Consider the following 16,103-nt stretch of genomic DNA (forward strand, 5'->3'; position numbering starts at 1 on the left):
CTGGCCAATTCATGGCCCCCGCCGGCACGAAAAGCTGCTGATTCCCGCAGTGCCGGCTGCTTTACCAAAGGTTAATATTGTGTAAACATAAATTCAGAATATAACTTTTCCCTTTCAGGGCGCATTCAGAGGCCGCACGCAGAACGCATGAAAGAAGCCGCATTTGCCGTTATTTATCCGGACATAGACACTTTTGAAGACCATGCTGAGGCGGTGGCGGCAATGATCTGCGAGACCCGGAGCTTTCCCGGCTGTATCGAGGCCTATGCCGGCATCAACCGCGCGCGCCATGAAATTGCTGTGTTCCACTTCTGGGAATCAAACGATCACCTGGACCGCTACCTGACCTGGCGCGCCGAACGCGGCGACCTGGACGCCCGCAGCGCCACGATGCGGCGCGAACAGGACTTCCGCACTTACTCTGTGCCGTAAGACCTGCGCGGGCCTGCAGCCGCCTGCACACTCTCTGTTCGCAAACCGCAGATTGCCCCGCCGCGCCGGGCGCGGCAATAGTGGGCTCATGAAACAGACCAGCAGCATCACCGGCTATCACGCCCACGTCTATTTCGGCGAAACCACCGCTGAACAGGCCCGCGCCCTTTGCCAGCAGGCCGCCGGGGAGTTCGGCGTCCAGATGGGCCGGGTGCACCGGGAAAACGTTGGCCCGCATCCAAGGTGGTCCTGCCAGCTGGCCGCCAGCCCGGAGCAATTCGCCAGGCTGCTGCCCTGGCTGGCCCTGAACCGCCAGGGGCTGATCGTGTTTGCCCATCCGGAAACCGGCGACGCGCTCGCGGACCATCGCGATCACGGTATTTGGCTGGGGGCCGGACTGCCTCTGGATCTCAGCATTTTCAGCTGATATGCGGCGCCTCCAGCAGAAACTTCCGGGCAGACGGCCAGGCCGCTGCCCCTTTTGACTCGCGGAGCTTCCCTTGACCGAGGCAGTAATTATTGAGCTGCAGCCGCTGCCGGGGCAATACACCCGGCTGGCTGTACTGGTGAAACAGATGGTGGAACAGGTCCGGGAGTATCCCGGCTGCCTGCAAGCCGACACGCTGCTTGCCCCGGACCGGAACGAAATTGCCATCTTTCAGCGCTGGGAATCCGCCGAGGCTTTCAGCGACTATCTGATCTGGCGCTCCAAACAGGAAGATTTTGCGCAGCTTCACACGCTGCTGGCGGCGGAGCCGGGATTCAAGAGCTTTGCCTTGGGCACGGGCGCCTGAAGCGCCCTGCCCCGGTTACCGGCCTGCGGCCTTCTCCATCGCCGGGCGCAGGGTGTTTTCGATCACCCGCTGCGTGACAGGCCCAGCAAAGCGCAGCACGATCTTGCCCTCGCCATCCACCACATAGGTTTCCGGCACGCCGTAAAGGCCCCAGTCGATTGCCATCCGCCCCTTCTCGTCCCGGCCGATGGCCGTGTAGGGATCGCCGAGCTCCTTCAGGAACGCCTCGGCATTGGCAAGCTGGTCCTTGTAGTTGATGCCGTAAATCGGGATGCCTTCCTTGGACAGCGCCTCAAGGTTCGGATGCTCCACCCGGCAGGGCGCGCACCAGCTGGCCCAGTAGTTCACCAGTTTCACGTTGCCGTCACGCAGGGTTTCGTCGCTGAACATTTCCTTGCCCGGAAATTCTTCCAGGACAACCGGCGGCGCGGGCTGGCCTTCGCGCGCGGAGGGCAGGCTGTTGGGGTCTTCGCGGAACATGCCCACCAGCGCCAGGCCGACAAAGCCTGCAAACACCAGGCCAGGGACCGCCATCAAGGGAGAGATCTTAGCCATTGCGCTTCACCCGGCTTTCCAGGGTTTCCATCTCCCGGCGGACCTTGCGGCCGCGCCAGATCGTCAGCACCACCAGCGCCACCAGCAAAAGCAGCGATGCGGCGTAGGCCGACAGCACCGTATCGGCGTATTTTCCAAGATCGGGCATCAGGCCTCCAGCCGTTCGCGCGCCATCAGTGCCTTGATGCGGCGGGCGCGGATTTCAGTTCCGGTGCGGTAGAACACAAGCGCGATGAACAACAGCACAAACCCCGCCATGCAGACATACAGAGGGTTGGAAAAGGCATCGGCGACGTTCTCCTTCTTGTCCAGCGACAGCGACGCGCCCTGGTGCAGCCCCTGGTTCCAGAAGTTCACCGCGTAGCGGCTGAGCACCGCGAACACCGAGCCCACCAGGCACAGGATCGAGGTGAGGTCAGCGGCGGTATCCGGGTTGTCGATTGCCTCCCACAGGGCGATGTAGCCAAGGTAGAACAGGAAAAGCACCAAAAAGGACGTGAGCCGCGGATCCCAGGCCCACCAGGTGCCCCACATCGGCTGGCCCCAGATTGCCCCGGTGATCAGCGCAATCACCGTCATCACCACGCCCACAGGCGCGGCAGCCCGGGCCGCCAGCGCGCTGACATGGTGGCGGCGGATCACCCAGACCAGCGAGGTGACCAGCATCATGAACCACGCGTTGATCGCCATCAGCGCCGAGGGCACGTGCAGGAAGATGATCTTGACGGTAGAGCCCTGACGGTAGTCATCAGGCGTGAAGAAGAAGCCCCAGACCAGCCCCACGGTGATCAGCACCGCTGAGCCGGCCCACAAGGCCGGCATCACCTTTTCTGTGGTGGCCAGGAATTTCTTCGGGTTGGCGTATTCCCAGATCGACATGGTGGCTATTTAGCTCTTGTTCTCGGGTTTCTCAATTGGGTGGACCCTAGCGCAAATTGACGCGCAGGACGGCCGCACTGGCAAAGGGCAGCAGCGCGATGGAAGCGGCCGAGATCCCGGCCAGCAGCAATAGCGGCGTCTGCACCGCCATACCCTCGGCACCGCGGCGGGCCACCTCGGAGCCGAAGATCAGCGTCGGCACATAGAGCGGCATCACCAGCAAGGACATCAGCAGGCCGCCGCGCTTCAGCCCCACCGTCAGCGCGGCGCCGAAGGTGCCGATGACCGACAGCGCAGGCGTGCCCAGCAGCAGCGAGACCACCAGCCATTGGAAACCGGCAACCGGAAGGTTCAGCAGAACCCCCAGCACCGGCGCCGCCATCACCAGCGGCAGCCCGGTGGTGATCCAATGGGCCAGCGCCTTGATCGTAACGGTGCTTTCCAAGGGCAGCGGCGCGGTGGCCAGCAGGTCGAGCGAGCCGTCCTCCCAATCCAAGGCCAGAAGCCGGTCCAGCGACAACAGGCACGCCAGCAGCGCCCCCAGCCACAGCACGCCCGGCGCAATGCGGGCCAAAAGCTCGGATTGCGGGCCGACGGAGAACGGCACCATCACGGTCACGATCAGAAAGAACGCAAGGCCCAGGCCAAAGCCGCCGCCCGCACGCAGGGCGAGCTTCAGATCCCGCAGGAGAAGCGCAATCACAGGAAATCTCCGTCAAAATCGTCGATCTCCGGCGGCTTGGCCTTGTAGGGGCCGACATCCAGCACGTCTGCCTCCAGCCCCAGGTCGATGTGAGTGGCAATCAGCGCCGAACCGCCCTGCCCCAGATGCGCCCGCACCGCGTTTGCGAACATCGCGACCGATGTCGTGTCGAGGCTCACCGTGGGTTCATCCATGATCCAGACCGGGCGGCCCGTGACCAGCATCCGGCTGAGTCCCAGGCGGCGTTTCTGTCCTGCCGACAGCGCACCGGCTTGCCGGTCGCGCAGGGTTTGCAGGTCAAAGCCATCCAGCGCCCGTTCGATGCCGTTACGGCCAAAGACGCTGGCCCAGAAGGTCAGGTTCTCCGCCACCGTCAGCGTCGGCTTCAGCCCGTCGGAATGGGCGGCATAGGCGATCTGGTCCTCGGCACCCTCCACCTGCCCCCTCAGCGGCGGCTGCAGGCCCGCGACGGTGCGCAGCAGCGTTGTCTTGCCGATGCCGTTGGGGCCGCGCAGGATCAGCGCCTTGCCGGGGGCCAGGGAAAAACTCAGCCCCTCCAGCACCGGGACACCTCCGCGGGCCACGCTCAGATCCGTCACATTTAATGTCATGAAGCCCGCTTATCCCATTGTGCCCGCGCATGAAAAGACCATTTAGCCGCGGCCCGCTTTGCGGCAGGTCAAACGACTCTGCACAATATCAGACCGGCAGCGCCGCCATGGCGATCCGCCGGCCCTCTGACAGCAGAACATTGTACGTGCGGCAGGCGGCAGGCGAATTCATGACCTCCACCCCCAGACCGGCCTGCTCCAGCGCGGTGCGCAGCTCTGCCGGGATATGGGCGATCTCTTCGCCGGTGCCGATGAACAGCACGTCAATCTCCCCGGCCAGCGCCAGCAGCGGCTCCGCATCGCCAAATCCGCCCCAGGCCGCGGTGCCGGCCGCAGACGTCAGAACCGCCCCCTGATGCACCTGCCCGCCGATGCGGAAGAACCCCGCGCCATAGCCGTCAATCGGCTGCGCGTCGCTATAGCTCACTTCGTTCAGGCGCATGTGCGGTCCTTTCAATCAAACACCGGGAGGCTGGATACCACGGCCAACCCGATCACGGAATAGGAGGCAAAGCGGTAGAGCTTGTCAAATCCGGGATCGAACAGCGCCTTGCCGGTGAGCGTGGTGATCACGTAAGGCACGCCCAGCAGACAGGCCAGACCCACCGCCTTGAGGCTGGCCATGCCGCCAAAGATCAGGTTTGCGGCGATCACCACGTCGAGCGCTGCAAGGAACACGATGGTATTGGCCCGGACCCGTGCCACGTCGCGGACATTGGCCAGGTAAAAGACGATGATGACCGGCCCGGTCAGACCCGTCATGCCGCCGACCGCACCGGCCGCGCCGCCGATGGCAAACCGTCCCGGCCAGCCCAGCCGCCCCTGCCAGCGCCAGCCGGAGATCACAGCGGCCAGCGTCACGCCGATGACCGCGGCAGCCAGCCAGCGCAGCGTCAGGGCATCCAGTTGCGACATGACCCACAGACCCCCAGGCACCGTGACCGCCGCCGCCATTGCCAGCGCGCCGACCTCTGCCTTGTCGGCTGTGCTCCAGGCCTGCGGGAACAGGGTGATGGTGGAAAACACCCCCATCAGCACCATCAGGAACACCACATCCGCCGCGGGCAGAAACTGCGCGCCGACAGGGACAAAGATCATCGCGGTGCCAAAACCAGTGAAGCCGCGGACAAGACCCGCGGCTCCAATGGTCAGGAACAGCCAGAACAGCCCCGGTGTGTCCAGGGCTGCCTGAAAGGCCTCAAGCATCGATGTTGGAGAACTGGTTGCCGGTGGTGTTCGCCTGCTTCGACCAGTCGCGCTTCACCCCCAGCTTCAGCAGGATGGTGGAGGCCACGAAGACCGACGAATAGGTCCCGACCACAACGCCCCAGATCATCGCGAAGACAAAGCCGCGGATCACGTCGCCGCCCAGCACATACAGCGAGATCAGCGCCAGCAGCGTGGTGACAGAGGTCATCACGGTCCGGCTGAGGGTTTCGTTGATCGAGATGTTCAGCACCTCGGCCAGATCCTTCTGCTTGTAGCGGCGCAGGTTCTCGCGCACCCGGTCGAACACAACCACGGTGTCGTTCAGCGAATAACCAACGATCGTCAGCAGCGCCGCGATGATCGCCAGGTCGAAACGGATCTGCAGCTCCGAGAACACGCCGATGGTCAGCACAACGTCATGCACCAGCGCGGCCACCGCGCCGAGCGCAAACTGCCACTCGAACCGCAGCCAGATGTAGACCAGCACCGCCGCAATCGCCAAAGCGACCGCTATCACCGCCGTGGTGATCAGCTCGCCCGAGACCTTGGGACCGACGGATTCGACCGAGACAAATTTGATGCCTGGCGCCACGGCGTCCAGCGAGGTCTTCAGCGTTTCGATCATCTCGCCGGAGATCGCCTCGCCGTCGCCCTGTGCCTGAATGCGGATCATGGCAACGTGCTGGTCTTCCTCGAACGACGGGTCGAACACCTCAGTGATCGACACATCGCCCAGCTCATGCACCGCCAGAGCGTCGCGGTAGGCGCCGACATCCACAACTTCGGATGCCTCGGTGCGGATGGTGGTGCCGCCGCGGAAGTCGATGCCGAAGTTCAGCCCCTGCCACAGGAAGGAGACCATCGCCACCACCATCATCAGGGCGGAAATGCCCAGCCACAGCTTGGCGCGCTTGAAGAAATCGAATGAGGTTTCTTCGGGAACAAGTCTCAGCCGCATATCACACCTCAATCGTTTTCGGACGGCGCCGTTCAAACCACATGACGATCATCAGGCGGGTGACAAAGATCGCGGTGAACACCGAGGTCAGAATGCCCAAGCCCAGGGTGATCGCAAAGCCGCGCACCGGGCCGGAGCCGATGGCGAACAGGATCACCGCAGTGATGAAAGTGGTGATGTTGGCGTCGAGAATGGCGCTCAGCGCCTTGGAGTAGCCTTCGTCGATGGCCTTGGCCGGGCCGCGGCCCGATTTCAGCTCCTCGCGGATACGTTCGAAGATCAGCACGTTGGCGTCGACCGCCATACCGACTGTCAGCACGATGCCCGCGATGCCCGGCAGCGTCAGGGTGCCGCCGATCAGGCTGAGCATACCGAAGATCAGCGCGATGTTCAGGATCAGCGCCACATTGGCAAACAGGCCGAACAGGCCATAGCTGAGGCCCATGAACACCAGCACTGCCACAAAGGCGACTATTGTGGCAATCTTGCCGGCGTCGATGCTGTCCTGGCCCAGTTCCGGGCCGATGGTGCGCTCTTCCAGGAATTCCAGCCCGGCGGGCAGCGCGCCTGCGCGCAGCAGCACGGCAAGGTTAGTGCTTTCCTCGATGGTGAAGTTGCCGGTGATGATGCCGGAGCCGCCGGGGATGTGCGACTGGATCACGGGGGCAGAGACCACCTCGTCGTCCAGCACGATCGCGAAGGGCGAGCCGATGTTTTCGGCCGTGTAGTCGCCAAAGCGGCGCGCGCCGGAGGTGTTGAAGCGGAAGGTCACCGCCGGGCGGCCGTTCTGGTCATAGGAGGGCTGGGCATCCACCAGGTCCTCGCCGGTCACAACGGCGGCGGCCTCGATGGTGTAATAGGCCCCTTCCTCATCCAGCGACGGGATTACCTTGTTGCCCATGCCGGGGGCGGCATCGGGATCGCTGCCGCGGCCCACAACCGGGTTGAAGGTCAGCTGCGCGGTGGTGCCGATGATCGCTTTCAGCTCCGACGCGGACCCGATGCCGGGCACCTGGATCAGGATCCGGTCCGCACCCTGGCGCTGGATGGTCGGCTCGCGGGTGCCGACCTCGTCGATGCGGCGGCGCACGATTTCCAAGGACTGGCGCACGGTGCGGTCGTCCGAGGCGATCTTCTCCGCCTCGCTCAGGCGAACCACCAGGATGTCGCCCTGCGCGGAAACCTCGATGTCGTTGTCGCCCACGCCGGTCAGGGTGGTGATCGGGTTGGCCAGACCGCGCACGATTTCCAGCGCGCGGGCCATGCCATCGGGTTTGGAGAGCTTCAGGCGAATCTCATCCGAAGGCCCCGGCTGGCGGCGGAAGGTGCCGACGGTATCACGCTCGGGCCTGAGCGCATCGCGCACCTCCGGCCACAGCGCGTCCATGCGCGCCTCATAGACGTCTTCCACCTGCACTTCGGCCAGCAGATGCGCACCGCCCCGCAGGTCAAGGCCCAGGTTCACCAGGCCAGACGGCAGGAACGACGGCCACTGGCCCGCTGTTTCCAGCCGCTCCGGCGTTTCGCCCTTGGCGATAATGTCGGCTGCCGCGTCGTTGGCCTGTTCGACGCGGGTGTAAAACCCGTTTGGCAGGGCAAGCATCAATCCAGCTGCGCATACCAGCCAGATCAGCACCCTCTTCCAGAGATCAATTTGCAGCATTGCCCTGCCTTTTCAGATAGTTGCAAGGAGCGCTTAAGCTGCCGGCTCGGTCTTGTTCAGAACCTGGGCAATGGTCGCCTTGACCACGCGCACCTTGACGCCCTCGGCGATCTCCACCTCGATTTCGCCGTCTTCCTTGACCTTGGCCACCTTGCCGATCACGCCGCCCTGGGTCACCACCTGGTCACCGCGGCGCAGGCCGTCCACCATCGCCTGATGCTGTTTCATCTTCTTCTGCTGCGGGCGGATCAGCAGGAAGTACATGATCGCGAAGATCAGGATAAGCGGGAGAAATTGGGCGACTGCGCCACCGTCCATGGGATATTCCTTCTGTCAAAGCGGCATGGGTGTCACGCCGGAAATTTGCAGCGGAACCTATGCGCTGGACCGGGGGTTTGCAAGGGAACGCTGCAGCCCCGCAGGGGCGGAGTGCAGGCCGCGGCAGCACCGGCTCCGGCGGGCGGCGAAGGAAAACTCCGGCAGGCACCGCCCGTACGCGGATTTTGATTGCAAAACAGCATGATTCGGCGCTTTGCTTTCCCTTGCGCAAGCCGCCAGGCGCGGGGCTTTGCCTCCCTCTTTCCGGTCCGGATGGCGGCCCGGCCATTCCTGACAGAAGGAACAGGCGCATGATGATGGTGCGCTGCTATCTCGCCCCCTCGTCCATCGAAGGGCTGGGCGTTTTCTGCCATGACGACATCACAAAGGGCGACATTGTCTGGCGTTACGACAGAATGCTCGACACCACTTTCCCCGAGAGCAAGCTGGACAATGTCGAACCGCACATGAAGGAGTTCCTGGAACGCTACAGCTTCCCGGATCCCTGCCGCCCGGGCTACCTGATCCTGCAATGCGACGAAGGGCGTTTTCTGAACCACTCCATGTACCCGAACCTCGATTTCTCCGACGGCGTATGGGGCCGGGCGCTGGCCAATGTTCCGGCTGGCACGGAATTGACTTTCGACTATTCCGACTTCCTGACCGGCGAAATCCGCATGCAGCCGCCGCGGCATCACGTGCATACGCTGCCGATGGCCGCGGAATAAGCCAAGTGAGGCCGGGTCCAGCACCCGGCCTTTGCAATTCCGCAGCCAGCGGGCTGTGACCGGCGCTCCCTGTTGCAGACAGACCGCACGCCCCCCTTCCCCTTTGTTCACCCTTGCGTCATAGGATGGGCCTACTGATTCAATTGTTTGCAACGCTAGGAGAGACTCTCATGCATGACATCCGCGCTATCCGCGAAAATCCTGCCGCCTTCGACGCCGCTGTGGCGCGGCGCGGGGATGCGGGCGTGTCATCCGGGATTCTCGCGCTGGACGAGGCGCGCCGCGCCAAGATCCTCGCTGCGGAAACTGCGCAAGCTGAGCAGAACAAGGCCTCCAAGGAAGTTGGTGCTGCCAAAGGCCGCGGCGATGAGGCCGAATTTGAGCGCCTGCGCGCGCTGGTGGCCGAGAAAAAGGCTGAAGTGGCAGCCATGAACACCGAGGCAAAGGAACTGGACCAGCAGTTGAACGACATGCTGGCCACCATTCCGAACCTGCCTTTCGACGATGTGCCGGACGGGGCGGACGAGGACGACAACGTCGAAATCCGCCGCTGGGGCGAGCCGAAGGCGCTGGAGTTCGAGGCCAAGGAGCATTTCGAAATCGAAGGCGTGAAGCCGGGCATGGATTTCGAGGTTGCGGCCAAGCTGTCGGGCAGCCGTTTCGTGGTGCTGTCCGGTGCGGTGGCCCGCATCCACCGGGCGCTGGCGCAGTTCATGATCAACACCCATGTGGACGAGAACGGTCTGACGGAAACCTGGACCCCGGTGCTGGTGCGCGAGGAAATGATGTACGGCACCAGCCAGCTGCCCAAGTTCGGCGAGGACAGCTACAAGACCACCGACGGCTGGTGGCTGGTGCCGACGGCGGAGGTCACGCTGACCAATATCGTGAACGGCCTGACGGTTGACGAAAGCTACCTGCCGCGCCGCTATGTGGCGCACACCCAGTGCTTCCGTTCCGAGGCTGGCTCGGCCGGCAAGGACACCGCCGGCATGCTGCGCCAGCACCAGTTCGAGAAGGTCGAAATGGTCTCTGTCACCCATCCGGACAAGAGCATCGAGGAGCATGAGCGCATGACCCGCTGCGCCGAGGACATTCTGGAGCGTCTGGGCCTGCCCTACCGCACCATCGTCCTGTGCACTGGCGACATGGGCTTTGGCGCCCGCAAGACCCACGACATCGAGGTCTGGGTGCCGGGCCAAAACACCTACCGCGAGATCTCCTCGGTCTCGGTCTGCGGTGACTTCCAGGCCCGCCGGATGAATGCGCGCTTCAAACCCGCGGATGGCGGCAAGCCGCAGTTCGTGCACACGCTGAACGGCTCCGGCCTGGCCGTCGGGCGCTGCCTGATCGCCGTGCTGGAAAACGGCCAGCAGGCCGACGGTTCGGTCAAGCTGCCCGAGGTTCTGGCGCCCTACCTTGGCGGCAAGCTGACTCTGAGCGCCGAGGGCGAGCTGGTCTGACCCAACCCAGCCGGAAACAAGAATACCGGCGCCATCTGGCGCCGGTTTTTTTTGGATCTAAGGCCAGACGTTACTTCTTCGCCTTCTTCTTTTTCTTCTCGCCGGTCTTCCCCTCCAGGATCGCCTGCGCCTTGGCCTTCTCCTTTTCGATGGCCTTCTTGGCCTTGGCCTTCACCTTCTTGGCCTTCAGCTTGGCCTTGATCTTTGCGGCCGCAAACTCCTCCGACAGATTGGCGGCCTTGCGCTTGGCCTTGGCGGCCTTGGCCTTGGCTTTTGCCGCCTTCTCCTCCGCTGCCTCGCGGGCCGCTTCGGCTTCGGCAAGCTTCCTGTCCATCTCATCCTGCGAGGACTGCGCCTGCGAGGCATCCGCCTGACCGCCGCCCGTGCCGGGGGCAGCATTGCCATTCACCGGCTTGACGGCGGCATCCTGCCCCGCACGGTCCTGCGGTCCGGTGTCCGCAGCTTCGCCGGCCAAGGCCGTCAACGCTGCCGCGCGGCTTGCGCCGATACCCGGAATGCCGCGCAGGCCAGCGTCATCCATCCCGGCCAGGTCTTCGACGGAACGCACGCCATGGTCCTTCAGCAGCTTGGCCAGCACCGGCCCGACTCCGCGCAGCTTTTGAATTGGTGTCATGCCTGATCTATTCCCTTCTGTTCATCGCTTTAATTTCCAAATCCCGGCGCAGGAATGGCACGGCTCCGCCTAGGCAGGAAAGGGCACCAGGCATTTTTTGTCTTCATCCCAAAGCTTGAGCGTCAGCGCCCGCACCGCTTCCGGGAACTTGATCCGGCGCAGACCCAGCTCCGGCGGCAGGCTGTAATGGCACTGCCGCAGCCGGTAGGACGGAATGCGCGCGTTGTAATGGTGGATGTCGTGCAGGGTGATATTCGCCACCGCCATGTCGAAGAACCAGCCGAAATCCAGGCAGGACGATCCCTGCAGCGCCGCCACTTGCGGGTTCAGATCCGGGCGGCGGTCCCAGTAGGTGTCCTCGAAATTGTGCTGCAGGTAGACCAGGAACACCCCGATCATGCCGCCGAGGAAGGAAAACGCCAGCCACACCCAGATGCCGGTCATCCCCGCCGCCCAGTAAAGCAGCGCCAGCATTGCCACGATCACCAGATTGTGCAGGAGCACGCCCCAGACCCCGAAACGCACGGTGTTCTTGGGCCAGCGGTAGCGGATGAAATAGGTGAAGGCCGAGCCCAGCGGCACCAGCACAAACGGGTTGCGGTAGAGCCGGTAGCCCAGCCGCTCCCAGACCCCGGCTGCCTTCCACTCCCGCACCGTCATGGTGTGAATCTCGCCGGTTTCTCGGTGCTCCAGATTGCCGATGTTGGAGTGATGCAGGTTGTGGTTCTGCTTCATCACTTCAAAAGGCGCAAAGGTGAAGGGCGACAGCACATGGCCCGCGATCTCATTCTGCAGGCGTGTCTCAAACAGCGAGTGGTGCCCGGTGTCATGCTGCAGCACGTAGAGCCGCACCGCGGCAAAGGCGAAAACCACCCCCGCAGGCAGCATTACATACCAGCGGTCCGCATGGGCGACGGCCAGATAAAGCGACAGGAAATAGACTGCAAATGTCCCGAAATAGCTGAGCGATGCCAGACAGTTGTCCTTTTCGGTGAACTTGCGCGTGTGTGCCCTCAGATCCATGAATTCTTCCATAAATGCGCGATGTGACAGGCATGCGAAGAACGGCGCAGCCCGCCGAAGATTAAACTGAGATAATCCCGGCCGTTTCAAAAGCAAGATGGCCGCGTCCAGACGCCTCAACCCTAAGGGTATCACTCTGCCGCGCGTGATGAAACAAGCCTGTCGCGGTCAGCGCGGCACGGCGGAGCGCCGCCGAAGCCGCGGCAGCCGAACCGGGCGCAACGGAAAAGCGCCGCCCGTGAGGGCGGCGCCGGGCCCAACGGGCCAAGGTATTCTATGAATGCCGCGAGGCCGGGCGGGAGCCGCCCGCGTCCGCCGCGTCAGTTGCCGCGCTTGTTCAGGTGCTTGGCCAGGGCTCCGGCGTTCTTGGCCCGCTTGCCTTTATAGGGGTTCTTGTCCCCCTGCCCGCGCATATAGAGGCGGATCGGCGTGCCCGGCATGTCGAAATCTTCGCGCAAGCCGTTGACCAGATAGCGGGTATAGCTTTCCGGCAGCTTGTCGGGATGCGAGCACATCACCACAAACCCCGGCGGGCGGCTCTTGGCCTGGGTGATGTAGCGCAGCTTGATCCGCTTGCCCTGCGGCGCTGGCGGCGGGTGCTGCTCCAGCATGCCAACCAGCCAGCGGTTCAGCGCCGCGGTGGGGACACGCCGGTTCCAGGTTGCGTAGGCGCGCATGATCGCGTCTTGCAGCCGGTCCAGCCCCTTGCCGGTCTTGGCCGAGACCGTCACCAGCGGCGCGCCGCGCAGCTGCGGCAGCAGGCGCCCGAAGGCTTCCTTGAGGTCGCGCAGCTTGTCCTGCTTGTGCTCTTCGGCGTCCCATTTGTTCACCGCCACCACAACCGCGCGCCCCTCGCGCTCGGCCAGGTCGGCAATCCGCAGGTCCTGCTGTTCAAACGGGATGCTCGCGTCCAGCAGCACCACCACGACCTCGGCGAACTTGACCGCGCGCAGGCCGTCGGAAACCGAGAGCTTTTCCAGCTTCTCCTGCACCTTGGCCTTCTTGCGCATGCCGGCGGTGTCAAACACCCGCATCGGCACGCCGTTCCAATTGATCTTGAGCGAGATCGCATCGCGGGTGATCCCGGCCTCAGGCCCGGTCAGCAGCCGCTCCTCGCCCAGGATCTTGTTGATCAGGGTCGATTTGCCCGCGTTCGGGCGGCCCACCACGGCGACCTGAAGCGGCTTGGCGTCGGTCGGAACCGGAACCACCTCTTCCTCATCCTCGCCGATCTCTTCATAGACCTCGACATCGGTGTCCGGCGAATGATCCACGGCCTCCGCCTCGAACTTCTCCGCCAGCGGCTGCAGGATGCCGTAAAGGTCCGGCATACCCTCGCCGTGCTCGCCCGACAGGCGCAGCGGCTCGCCCAGGCCCAGGCCATAGGCCTCCAGCACGCCGGCCTCGGCGGCGTTGCCCTCGGCCTTGTTGGCGGCCAGGATCACATGCGCGGACTTGCGGCGCAGGATGTCGGCGAAGATCTCGTCGGTCGGGGTGATCCCGGTGCGGGCGTCAATCATGAACAGGCAGATGTCGGCCATATCCACCGCCCGCTCTGTCAGGCGGCGCATGCGGCCCTCCAGCGAGTTGTCGGTGGCGTCTTCCAGACCGGCAGTGTCGATCACGGTAAAGCGCAGATCCCCCAGCCGCGCCTCGCCCTCGCGCAGATCGCGCGTCACGCCCGGCTGGTCGTCGACCAGGGCCAGCTTCTTGCCCACAAGGCGGTTGAACAGGGTGGACTTGCCCACATTGGGACGGCCCACGATGGCGAGGGTAAAAGACATCGGACCAGCTTTCTGCGATTCAGACGCGGCTCATAGCGCATTCGCGCGGCATCCGCCACCCGCAAACACGGATCAGCGGTATGCCAGCAAATCACCGTTGGAGGAAACCACATAGAGCGTGCGTCCCGCAACCACCGGCGCGGTGGTGGCGCCGCCCGGCACTTCCGCGGTCCGGGTCAGGCTGCCGTTCACCGGGTTGAAGAACCGCAGCAGCCCGTCATTGGAGGCCAGCACGATCTGCCCGCCTGCCAGAACCGGGCCGTGATGCACATAGATCTTGCCGCGCTTGCCCGGCTTGTCCTTAACATAGCCCGGCAGGTCCACGGCCCAGATCACCTCGCCCGTGCCCGCGTCCAGACGCAGCAGCTGGTTGAGGTCGCTCACCTGAAACAGGCTGCCGCCCGCGGGCCAGGCGGGACCGGACGCGCCTTCGCGCGCGGTCCACAGGCGGTCGCCGGTGTCCAGGTCGATGGCAACGGTGCGGCCCGAGTTGTTGCCTGCATACAGACGTTTGCCCGCAACCACCGGCGCGCCGGTCACATCGCTGATCCGCGACAGGGTCTGGCCGACGCGCTGGCCGGCCACCGACGCGCTCCAGCGGCGCAGGCCGCCGCGGCGGAAGGTGGCGATCAGATCGCCGGAGCCAAAGGCAAAGATGGCAAGATCATTTGTGACCACGGGCGCCGGCGCGCCCAGGACGTTGGCGGCGGAGGGCGAGGCTTCGATTTGCCAGGCGATGCGGCCGTCCTTGGCGTTGACCGCCCAGCCGGTGTCATCGCCCGCCACCAGATAGACCAGCCCGCCGCTGACCCGCGGCTGGCCGGAGCCGGTGGCCTCCAGTTCCTGCCGCCAGATCAGGCGGCCGTCCGCGGCGTTCAGCGCCGTCAGCACCCCGAAGCCGGAAGAGACATACAAAACGCCGTTGTCATAGGCCAACCCGCCGCCTGTCGCCTGCCCCTCGTCATCCGCCGCCGGGATCAGGTCGCTTTGCCACAGCACCTGGCCCTGCGGCGAAACCGCGGACACCCGCGCGCCGCTGTCCAGGGTGAAGATGCGGCCGCCGCCGGCCACGGGCGTCGCGGTGATGCGCTGGCGGCGGCTGTCGCCCTCACCGATCGGGGCAGACCAGATGCGCTGCGGCGCGGCAGAAAGCGCCGGATGCGCAGTGCGGCCCGCCTCGGCGCCATGGCCCTGGGCCCACTCCGCATTGGCGGTCTGCGCGGGCAGCGAAATGGGACGGGCCTGGTTGACCACCTCCACGGAGGCGCCGGGCCGGATATCCTCGCGCTCGCCGCGCAGAATGATTTCCTCTTCCCCGCAGGCGGCCAGCACGGCCAAAGCTGCGGTTGTGCACAGAAGACCCCGTGCCCGGGAGAAAGTCTTGGTTATTGTCATTGCCCTGCCCTGTCTGCCGTAGTCTTCCGCAAGTTCCCATCCGCGGAGCGCCCTACCCCTCTGGCGCAGCGTCCCCCTCGAGGGAGCCGCCGAGCGCCACAATCACCTGAGATGCCCGGTCTTTCAAGTCTCCGCTTACGGCGGCATCGGCCGCGATCTCCCGCAGCCGGGCAATCGCGGCGTCGTTGTTGCCGTCTTCGATGTCCAGCAGCGCCAGCTGCTCGGACGCCAGCAGCGCCAGCGGCGCGCCGGGCTGCGCAAGGGCTTCATATTGCAGGCGGCGGTCCGCCACGCTGAGGGTCTCCGCCTGCAGCGACAGCGCCTTGAAGCTGGCAATATGGCGGTAGATCAGCGGCAGCTCGCCATCAATGGCCACGGCCTCCAGCCGGGCGGCCGCCTCGGCGGTCTTGCCTGCTTCGGCCAGCGCGGCCGCTTCCAGCATCGCAGCGATCGCGTGGCCGCCGGCACCAGGGGCTGTCACCGCCGCCAGCGCCGCGGCCTGATCTTCGCTGCCCTCAACCTTCAGCGCCGCTGTGATCTGGTCGCCCAGATCCTCTGCCGCCGCACGCTCCTGCGCCTTGTTGTATTCGCGAAACGCCGCGCCGCCGACGATCAGCGCCACTGCCACGCCGCCGATCCAGCCATAGCGCTTCAGCATCAGGAAGAGCCGGTCACGGCGGACCTCTTCGGTCACCTCGTCGATAAAGCTGTCGGTGTCGCTCATGAAAAGCCCCTGGTATGCGCGGCCCGGACCTGCGCCCCTGCCGGTATTGAATGCGTCGCGCCCCTCTTACCCCGGCTCAAACGCCAAGCCAAGTGGCCCGTTTGCATCAGAAACATCCGTATTCACGCCGCAAACGCAAGAAATGTGAACTAAACCACTTAGTTTAGAATGGACATATCCTATATCAGGCCTATCACATACGCGCGACTCTCCTTGTAATCAGGCCCTGC

Annotated in this window: 20 protein-coding genes; 5 read left to right on the plus strand and 15 right to left on the minus strand. The window is 64.5% G+C overall.

The genetic code is table 11. The features are described 5' to 3' along the window. Window positions 1-147: 147 nt before the first annotated feature. From DAEP_RS0106255 to DAEP_RS0106265, 3 genes are all read left to right on the plus strand, one after another. Window positions 148-432, plus strand: a complete 285-nt coding sequence (locus tag DAEP_RS0106255; protein WP_008556115.1) for an antibiotic biosynthesis monooxygenase — start codon at window positions 148-150, stop codon at window positions 430-432. Between the two features lie 88 nt (window positions 433-520). After that, complete coding sequence (locus tag DAEP_RS0106260; RefSeq protein ID WP_027244050.1) at window positions 521-859, plus strand: DOPA 4,5-dioxygenase family protein; 339 nt, start codon at window positions 521-523, stop codon at window positions 857-859. 73 nt (window positions 860-932) lie between these two features. Next, entirely contained in the window at window positions 933-1,226 is a 294-nt protein-coding gene (locus DAEP_RS0106265; protein WP_027244051.1) for a putative quinol monooxygenase, read from the plus strand. A gap of 15 nt (window positions 1,227-1,241) precedes the next feature. Here DAEP_RS0106265 and DAEP_RS0106270 read toward each other — a convergent pair whose 3' ends face one another. The 10 genes from DAEP_RS0106270 to yajC all read right to left on the minus strand — a co-directional run bounded on the left by DAEP_RS0106270 (window position 1,242) and on the right by yajC (window position 8,122). Then, window positions 1,242-1,781, minus strand: coding sequence for a DsbE family thiol:disulfide interchange protein (locus tag DAEP_RS0106270; protein WP_027244052.1), 540 nt, complete (start codon window positions 1,779-1,781; stop codon window positions 1,242-1,244). Continuing rightward, window positions 1,774-1,929 carry a heme exporter protein CcmD gene (ccmD, locus tag DAEP_RS0106275; RefSeq protein WP_008556119.1) on the minus strand — a complete coding sequence of 52 codons (156 nt, stop codon included), beginning with the start codon at window positions 1,927-1,929 and terminating at the stop codon, window positions 1,774-1,776. The genes DAEP_RS0106270 and ccmD overlap by 8 nt, the downstream gene beginning before the upstream one ends. Beyond that, a complete protein-coding gene (locus tag DAEP_RS0106280; protein ID WP_008554610.1) occupies window positions 1,929-2,660 on the minus strand; it encodes a heme ABC transporter permease in 732 nt (243 codons plus the stop codon). Before DAEP_RS0106280 ends, ccmD begins: the two co-directional genes overlap by 1 nt. Window positions 2,661-2,706: 46 nt before the next feature. Continuing rightward, the gene (gene ccmB, locus DAEP_RS0106285) at window positions 2,707-3,363 is read right to left on the minus strand and encodes a heme exporter protein CcmB (RefSeq protein ID WP_008556633.1); all 657 of its coding nucleotides are present in this window, start codon (window positions 3,361-3,363) and stop codon (window positions 2,707-2,709) included. Next, window positions 3,360-3,974 carry a heme ABC exporter ATP-binding protein CcmA gene (ccmA, locus tag DAEP_RS0106290; RefSeq protein WP_027244054.1) on the minus strand — a complete coding sequence of 205 codons (615 nt, stop codon included), beginning with the start codon at window positions 3,972-3,974 and terminating at the stop codon, window positions 3,360-3,362. The genes ccmB and ccmA overlap by 4 nt, the downstream gene beginning before the upstream one ends. 88 nt (window positions 3,975-4,062) lie before the next feature. Then, complete coding sequence (locus DAEP_RS0106295; RefSeq protein ID WP_027244055.1) at window positions 4,063-4,416, minus strand: Mth938-like domain-containing protein; 354 nt, start codon at window positions 4,414-4,416, stop codon at window positions 4,063-4,065. Between the two features lie 11 nt (window positions 4,417-4,427). Further along, window positions 4,428-5,180: a TSUP family transporter gene (locus tag DAEP_RS0106300; protein WP_027244056.1), complete on the minus strand. Its 753-nt coding sequence runs from the start codon at window positions 5,178-5,180 to the stop codon at window positions 4,428-4,430. Then, window positions 5,173-6,141: a protein translocase subunit SecF gene (gene secF / locus DAEP_RS0106305; protein WP_008553242.1), complete on the minus strand. Its 969-nt coding sequence runs from the start codon at window positions 6,139-6,141 to the stop codon at window positions 5,173-5,175. The genes DAEP_RS0106300 and secF overlap by 8 nt, the downstream gene beginning before the upstream one ends. 1 nt (window position 6,142) lies before the next feature. After that, on the minus strand, window positions 6,143-7,804 hold the full coding sequence (secD, locus tag DAEP_RS0106310) for a protein translocase subunit SecD (RefSeq protein WP_008557979.1): 1,662 nt from the start codon (window positions 7,802-7,804) through the stop codon (window positions 6,143-6,145). Window positions 7,805-7,837: 33 nt separating this feature from the next. Beyond that, a complete protein-coding gene (gene yajC / locus DAEP_RS0106315) occupies window positions 7,838-8,122 on the minus strand; it encodes a preprotein translocase subunit YajC (protein WP_008556864.1) in 285 nt (94 codons plus the stop codon). A 311-nt stretch (window positions 8,123-8,433) separates the two neighbouring features. Here yajC and DAEP_RS0106320 point away from each other — a divergent pair, with 311 nt between their 5' ends. Together DAEP_RS0106320 and serS are read left to right on the plus strand one after the other, a co-directional pair. Next, on the plus strand, window positions 8,434-8,850 hold the full coding sequence (locus DAEP_RS0106320; RefSeq protein ID WP_008556783.1) for an SET domain-containing protein: 417 nt from the start codon (window positions 8,434-8,436) through the stop codon (window positions 8,848-8,850). A 170-nt stretch (window positions 8,851-9,020) separates the two neighbouring features. Beyond that, window positions 9,021-10,313: a serine--tRNA ligase gene (gene serS / locus DAEP_RS0106325; RefSeq protein ID WP_027244057.1), complete on the plus strand. Its 1,293-nt coding sequence runs from the start codon at window positions 9,021-9,023 to the stop codon at window positions 10,311-10,313. Window positions 10,314-10,383: 70 nt separating this feature from the next. Here serS and DAEP_RS0106330 read toward each other — a convergent pair whose 3' ends face one another. The 5 genes from DAEP_RS0106330 to DAEP_RS0106350 all read right to left on the minus strand — a co-directional run bounded on the left by DAEP_RS0106330 (window position 10,384) and on the right by DAEP_RS0106350 (window position 15,873). Beyond that, on the minus strand, window positions 10,384-10,947 hold the full coding sequence (locus tag DAEP_RS0106330; protein WP_027244058.1) for a helix-hairpin-helix domain-containing protein: 564 nt from the start codon (window positions 10,945-10,947) through the stop codon (window positions 10,384-10,386). A gap of 69 nt (window positions 10,948-11,016) precedes the next feature. Beyond that, window positions 11,017-11,970, minus strand: a complete 954-nt coding sequence (locus DAEP_RS0106335) for a fatty acid desaturase (RefSeq protein WP_027244059.1) — start codon at window positions 11,968-11,970, stop codon at window positions 11,017-11,019. A gap of 320 nt (window positions 11,971-12,290) precedes the next feature. Continuing rightward, the gene (gene der, locus DAEP_RS0106340; RefSeq protein WP_027244060.1) at window positions 12,291-13,754 is read right to left on the minus strand and encodes a ribosome biogenesis GTPase Der; all 1,464 of its coding nucleotides are present in this window, start codon (window positions 13,752-13,754) and stop codon (window positions 12,291-12,293) included. A gap of 72 nt (window positions 13,755-13,826) precedes the next feature. Beyond that, entirely contained in the window at window positions 13,827-15,149 is a 1,323-nt protein-coding gene (locus tag DAEP_RS0106345) for a PQQ-like beta-propeller repeat protein (protein ID WP_027244061.1), read from the minus strand. Between the two features lie 52 nt (window positions 15,150-15,201). Further along, window positions 15,202-15,873 carry a hypothetical protein gene (locus tag DAEP_RS0106350; RefSeq protein ID WP_027244062.1) on the minus strand — a complete coding sequence of 224 codons (672 nt, stop codon included), beginning with the start codon at window positions 15,871-15,873 and terminating at the stop codon, window positions 15,202-15,204. Window positions 15,874-16,103: the final 230 nt, after the last annotated feature.

The sequence above is a fragment of the Leisingera daeponensis DSM 23529 genome (assembly GCF_000473145.1).
Taxonomy (GTDB): Bacteria; Pseudomonadota; Alphaproteobacteria; order Rhodobacterales; family Rhodobacteraceae; genus Leisingera; species Leisingera daeponensis.